The sequence below is a fragment of the Paracoccus lutimaris genome, assembly GCF_003337565.1.
Classification (GTDB): domain Bacteria; phylum Pseudomonadota; class Alphaproteobacteria; order Rhodobacterales; family Rhodobacteraceae; genus Paracoccus; species Paracoccus lutimaris.
Window position 1 is genome coordinate 1 of the sequence record NZ_QPJL01000062.1, and the last position, 4,816, is coordinate 4,816.

The window sequence follows — 4,816 nt, forward strand, 5'->3', positions numbered from 1 at the left end:
CGGGTTGAGGCTATGGACCAAGGGCTCTTGCGCCACCGACAGGGTGAGCGCCTTGGCGCCATAGAGGCCGCTACCATATGAGTTCGGCGGGCACAAGGGAAGGGACTCCCCAACCGCAAGCGGAGGCAACCTTCACTGGGATCGTCGACATTGAAAACGATGGCGACGAATAGAAATGACACCTCAGAATGTTCCCGTTAAGTTCCAACCTTCTCGTTGCGAACCACAGGAACCGCCGTGCCAACCCAGATCACCCCGACCGCACCTGTCGCCCCATGGCTGGGCGGCAAGCGCAACCTCGCCCGGCGCATCTGCGCCATCATCGACGCCACCCCCTGCGTCACCTATGCCGAGCCTTTCGTGGGCATGGGCGGCATCTTCCTGCGCCGCACCTCGCGTCCTCGGGCAGAGGTGATCAACGATCGCGGCCGCGATATCGCGAACCTGTTTCGCATCCTCCAGCGCCATTATCCGCAGTTTCTGGACACGCTGCGATTCCAGCTGACCACGCGGGCCGAGTTCGAGCGCCTCGTCCAGGTCGCGCCTGATACGCTGACCGATCTCGAACGCGCAGCGCGATTCCTTTACCTTCAGCGCACGGCCTTCGGCGGCAAGGTCTGCCAAAGTGTCTTTGAAATGCTCGGTCGCGAAGTATGTGGCGATCAGCCCGCCCAAGGTCCCGGTCTTAGGCTCCTTGGCCTTCAACGCATCGGCCAACGCCCGAATGTGCTCACATTCAGCAAAGAATGCCGCGCTGCCAATCGGTGCAGCGTCCAAGTCGATCTTGTGACCCGTCGCGCGATGGTAGCAACGCGCCTTGCCGTGCCGGTCCTTGAAGACTTTGAAACCTTTGACGCGGACCACCGTCATGCCAGGCGCCCCAAAATTGCCGCTTGGCTAGCGTCGGCCACACCTGCCTTTTCGGTGTCTATCCACTGATCCAGATCGCGCTTGTCATACAGTTCGAACCGCCCCGCCATTTTCACGGTCTGGACGGGGCAGATTGCCTTGAAATGCTTGGCCGCCAGCCCGCAATAGGACGCAGCCTCGGACGCGGACAGCATCCGTTTATCCACCACGTTCAGATTGAGGGTTGCAGCGGCCATGTGTTTCAGCCCTCCGCCTCTGACAGATCGATCACATCGCCCGTGACCGCCTCGTGCAGCGCGGCAATGGTGCGAAATGTAAAGCTGATCGTCACCTTTCGCTCTACGTTCTGAACGCTGCTATACTCGCCCGCCATGAATCGCTCGGAATCGACCATGTAGATCGCATTGAAAAGCAGCACGTCGCCCCAATTTGCCTTGATGTTGGCAGAGACAGCGCCGATCTTGATCTCCGTATCGATCATCATCGGGGTCACGCTGCCAATGCAGATCCAATCCAGACTTGCGCCGTTCACCTTGTGCCATTCCAGCAGTTCGTCGGTCATGACGATACTGTCGGTCGCGCGGCGGCTGTAGCGCAGCTTGCACGGCTCAACCTCGTAGTGCTTGCAGAACTCGGCCATCCGTTCAGCCACGGTGGTGGGGAATGTGGGAATCATGCCCGGCCCTCCATCGTGTCCAGAGCCTCGGCCAGAGCGGCGCGCGCCTCAATGCGATTGGCCTCGGGCAGGTTCGGCGATTCCGTCGCATCCAGCGCCAGCAAGATCATGTCGCGGATGATGTGTCGGCTGGCGTCAGGCAAGCCAATATCGTTCGCCCGAGGGCGTTCTTGCAGTTCCATCAGTTCCTCCATTGTTACGCGGTCGCCGTCGCGGCCCGCTCCATCCGTTCACGCACGGCCCGGATCACTTCGCTGTTCTGGCTGGACTCATTCCGTTCAGCCTGCGCGGCAATCCAAGCCTTCAGGTCAGCAGGAAGCCGAAGTTGCAAGGGTTTTCGTTCCATCCTAGCACCTCAATTGTGTCACCGTGACTTATAGTGTCACCGTGACGCGATTGCGGTCAAGCGAAATTTGCTGTCACCGTGACACAAAGAAGCGGAGGCAAAACATGTCCACGGGCACCGGACGCGAGAGCGACAAATTTATGCTTCGCCTGCCCGATGGGATGCGGGACCGGATCAAGGCTGCCGCTGACGCGAACAATCGCAGCATGAACGCTGAGATCGTGGCGACGCTTGAGCATGAGTATCCAGCACCCATACTCCCACCCCTCACGGACGAAGATATGATCGCTTTTTTTGATCAGATGTTGGCGCGCCTTAACCCAGAAGATGAAGCATATGATCCCGTAGCATTCAAAAAATACGTGGACGAGGCGAAGCAACTGCGGGACATGTATAAAGCCCGCCTTGAGGACGCTTTGAAAAAATAACAGGGCTGGCGCTGTTCGCGAAGGACGGGCGTCCGACCGGCGGCCCAAACAAGTGTTTGCTCGCATCGTGTGATTGTGGCAGATGAACGCGTCGCGGCCGTGGGGCCAGCCGCATCTCGGCACGACGCTCTTGATTCCCTCGCAAGTTTTCGTATATACATAAACCTATGTTGATGATCGTCTGGGATGAGCCGAAGCGGCAAACGAACCTTGCCAAACACGGCTTGGATTTTGCCGATCTGGATGAGGGATTCTTTCTCGCCTCGGTCGTCGTCCCGTCGAAGGCCGGCCGCTACATGGCGATAGGTCATCTGTCAGATGGCACGATTGCCGTGGTGTTCGCCACCCTAGGCACCGAAGGGGTTTCGGTGATCTCGATGCGGCCCGCCAGCCAGAAGGAAAGGAGCCTGCTGTGACCCGAAAGCACCTGACCGAAGAACAGATCAAGCGCATGATCGCCAGCGATCCAGATGCGCCGGAAGCGACTGATGAACAGATCGCCAAAGCCAAGCCATTCGCCGAGGCATTCCCGGCACTGGCAGATGCCATGCGCAGGAATGTCGGGGGCCGTCCAAGGGCAGAGCATCCGAAAGTTGCCGTGTCGCTGCGTTTGGATCAGGACGTGGTTGAGCGGTTCAAGGCCAGCGGGCCGGGCTGGCAAACGCGCATGAACAACGCCTTGCGCGGCGCGGCGGGTCTATAGATCGGGGCCGGTGCAACGTCCCGCTGCCCCCGGCCCCTTGCCCTGACGCGGGCCATCCGGCCGAGCCGGTCGGGTTGCCCCCGGTGACGCCGTAGCAACCTGCGCCGCGCCACCGGAGGGATAGCCGCGCCTTGACGGGGTTTGGCTTTCCAAAGCCGGGCACTCGCCGTCTGATCCCAGATGCTTCGCGGCGTTGACGAAACCGCCGGGCGCATCCAGCCCTATCCTCTCAATCCGCCCAATCGATGAATTGCAGCGCGTCCTTGACGGTGGCGGGGTCCAGCCCGGCCTCTTTCGCCGTCGCCATGGCCTGCAGCATGGTCGAGACCGCCCGCGCCTTGCCGCCGTGATCGTAAGCCTGCATCGGCCGCACCACGTCGATTGCCACCGCCGCGCCCAGCTTTTCGGTCGCTTCCTCGGCCATCAGGTTGACGATGGGTTTCTGGTCCTCGACATCTTCCCGATGCTCGGCCGTCTGTCCGTCCAGCAACGGGCGGAACTGTCCAGGCTCGGCTCGCGGGCCTTCTGGGCCGCCGAACAGGGCCTCGTGCATCTGGTTCAACAGCGCACGGGACCCGGCTCGTCTCAAAGCAGATGGCGACGCGACACGGGCGGCGTGGTGGTTGGTATGCCTTGGGAGTTTTGCGCGAAGTCTCTGATGACAAATGCTGTTTCCCCATCTACCGCGCCATCCTGTCGGCTGGCCCTGGCTGTCTGGCCAATTCAGCTTTTGCCGCTTGCTGAGTTTCAACTGATCCGGATTTTGACTATGCGTTTCGCGGCCGAAGACCTGTTGTCCGCCCTTCTAGAAGCCACACCCCGCCCGACTGCCCAGGCGCCGCGCGATGCACGCGGCCTCTACGGCCTCGTCGATCATCATGGCGATCTGCGCTACATCGGCTCGACCAGTTCGACCGATCAGACCTTCTACGAACGGATCCACCAGCGCCATCGGACCGGATCGGAGGGCATGAGCCACTACTTCTCGCAGATGTACAACACCGGCCGGATGTGGCGCGACCGCAGTCGCTCTATCAGGCGTATCCGGTGCCGGTGAAGAACGCGAACTTCTGACCTCACTGGATCTGGTTTCCGAGCTGCGTCGTCTCGCTCAGCCGTCCTGGTTGCCGGCTGACAATAAAACCTTGCTTTTCTACGTTAGGGCGGCGCGCAAGGCAGCCCGGCTCTATGGCCTGACACATCCCGAGTCTTTGACAAAGTTCGTCTATCTCGGCACGATTTGCGCACCGTTCTTCTGGCGAGAGCCGGACACACAGAAGTTTCTGTCGGCACACCGGAACCGTCCAGACGCCCGTTTTGCCGATTTTTACAAGCTATTCAAACGGCAGGCGCAACACGCCAGGGTGCCGTGGGTTTTACCGGAGCATTGACGATGGGAAGCTGGCTGGAAAACCTCTTTCAACCATCGCCGGGCTATTGCCCCGCGCCTCCCGTCCAATTGCCTCAGGACATTACGGACATTCTTCCCCCTGTGCCGCCTTCGCCGGACCCGGAACCAGAGCCGCCCAGCAAGGCTGACCTTATCGCGAAAGCCGCGGTGATCGCTGCTGCAATCGCGCAGAAGATCAAGGAGGAAGATGAGTGCAAGACCCGTGAAAACTGCATGGCCGTGAAGATGGGCACAGGCGGCATTCCGCCTCGCATGCCTTATGCCAACACCCGCACCAGTCGTGTTGGCTAGGCTCCAGACTCATTGATCTTCACAGCCAGAACATGACTGTTGCGGCGAGGGCGACGGCGGATAGGAAGGTCTTGGCGGATCTGTCATAGCG

10 protein-coding genes and 1 pseudogene are annotated in these 4,816 nt (G+C 60.5%); 6 read left to right on the plus strand and 5 right to left on the minus strand.

Annotated elements, in window-relative coordinates; all coding sequences use genetic code 11:
* Nucleotides 1-237: 237 nt before the first annotated feature.
* Nucleotides 238-618, plus strand: a pseudogene (locus DFP89_RS19685) (DNA adenine methylase); the annotation flags it as partial.
* Nucleotides 619-866: 248 nt separating this feature from the next.
* Here DFP89_RS19685 and DFP89_RS19690 read toward each other — a convergent pair.
* The 4 genes from DFP89_RS19690 to DFP89_RS19705 are packed head-to-tail and all read right to left on the minus strand — an operon-like array spanning nt 867 to nt 1,892.
* Nucleotides 867-1,106 carry a hypothetical protein gene (locus DFP89_RS19690; protein WP_220269892.1) on the minus strand — a complete coding sequence of 80 codons (240 nt, stop codon included), beginning with the start codon at nt 1,104-1,106 and terminating at the stop codon, nt 867-869.
* A gap of 5 nt (nt 1,107-1,111) precedes the next feature.
* Complete coding sequence (locus DFP89_RS19695) at nt 1,112-1,546, minus strand: hypothetical protein (protein ID WP_147273368.1); 435 nt, start codon at nt 1,544-1,546, stop codon at nt 1,112-1,114.
* Complete coding sequence (locus DFP89_RS19700; RefSeq protein ID WP_147273369.1) at nt 1,543-1,728, minus strand: hypothetical protein; 186 nt, start codon at nt 1,726-1,728, stop codon at nt 1,543-1,545. Before DFP89_RS19700 ends, DFP89_RS19695 begins: the two co-directional genes overlap by 4 nt.
* A gap of 14 nt (nt 1,729-1,742) precedes the next feature.
* Nucleotides 1,743-1,892, minus strand: a complete 150-nt coding sequence (locus DFP89_RS19705; RefSeq protein ID WP_114351010.1) for an Arc family DNA-binding protein — start codon at nt 1,890-1,892, stop codon at nt 1,743-1,745.
* Nucleotides 1,893-1,996: 104 nt separating this feature from the next.
* Between DFP89_RS19705 and DFP89_RS19710 the strand changes: the two genes are divergently transcribed.
* From DFP89_RS19710 to DFP89_RS19720, 3 genes are all read left to right on the plus strand, one after another.
* On the plus strand, nt 1,997-2,320 hold the full coding sequence (locus tag DFP89_RS19710) for an Arc family DNA-binding protein (RefSeq protein WP_114351011.1): 324 nt from the start codon (nt 1,997-1,999) through the stop codon (nt 2,318-2,320).
* A gap of 173 nt (nt 2,321-2,493) precedes the next feature.
* Complete coding sequence (locus DFP89_RS19715; protein ID WP_245948893.1) at nt 2,494-2,736, plus strand: BrnT family toxin; 243 nt, start codon at nt 2,494-2,496, stop codon at nt 2,734-2,736.
* 35 nt (nt 2,737-2,771) lie between these two features.
* Nucleotides 2,772-3,023 carry a BrnA antitoxin family protein gene (locus DFP89_RS19720; RefSeq protein ID WP_114351015.1) on the plus strand — a complete coding sequence of 84 codons (252 nt, stop codon included), beginning with the start codon at nt 2,772-2,774 and terminating at the stop codon, nt 3,021-3,023.
* A gap of 229 nt (nt 3,024-3,252) precedes the next feature.
* Here the strand turns inward: DFP89_RS19720 and DFP89_RS20950 are convergent, their stop codons facing one another.
* A complete protein-coding gene (locus tag DFP89_RS20950; protein ID WP_245948894.1) occupies nt 3,253-3,576 on the minus strand; it encodes a hypothetical protein in 324 nt (107 codons plus the stop codon).
* A gap of 105 nt (nt 3,577-3,681) precedes the next feature.
* On the opposite strand from DFP89_RS20950, the gene DFP89_RS19730 reads away from it, so the two are divergent.
* Nucleotides 3,682-4,080: a hypothetical protein gene (locus DFP89_RS19730; protein WP_181870416.1), complete on the plus strand. Its 399-nt coding sequence runs from the start codon at nt 3,682-3,684 to the stop codon at nt 4,078-4,080.
* A gap of 336 nt (nt 4,081-4,416) precedes the next feature.
* Entirely contained in the window at nt 4,417-4,725 is a 309-nt protein-coding gene (locus DFP89_RS19735) for a hypothetical protein (RefSeq protein ID WP_147273370.1), read from the plus strand.
* Nucleotides 4,726-4,816 lie beyond the last annotated feature (91 nt).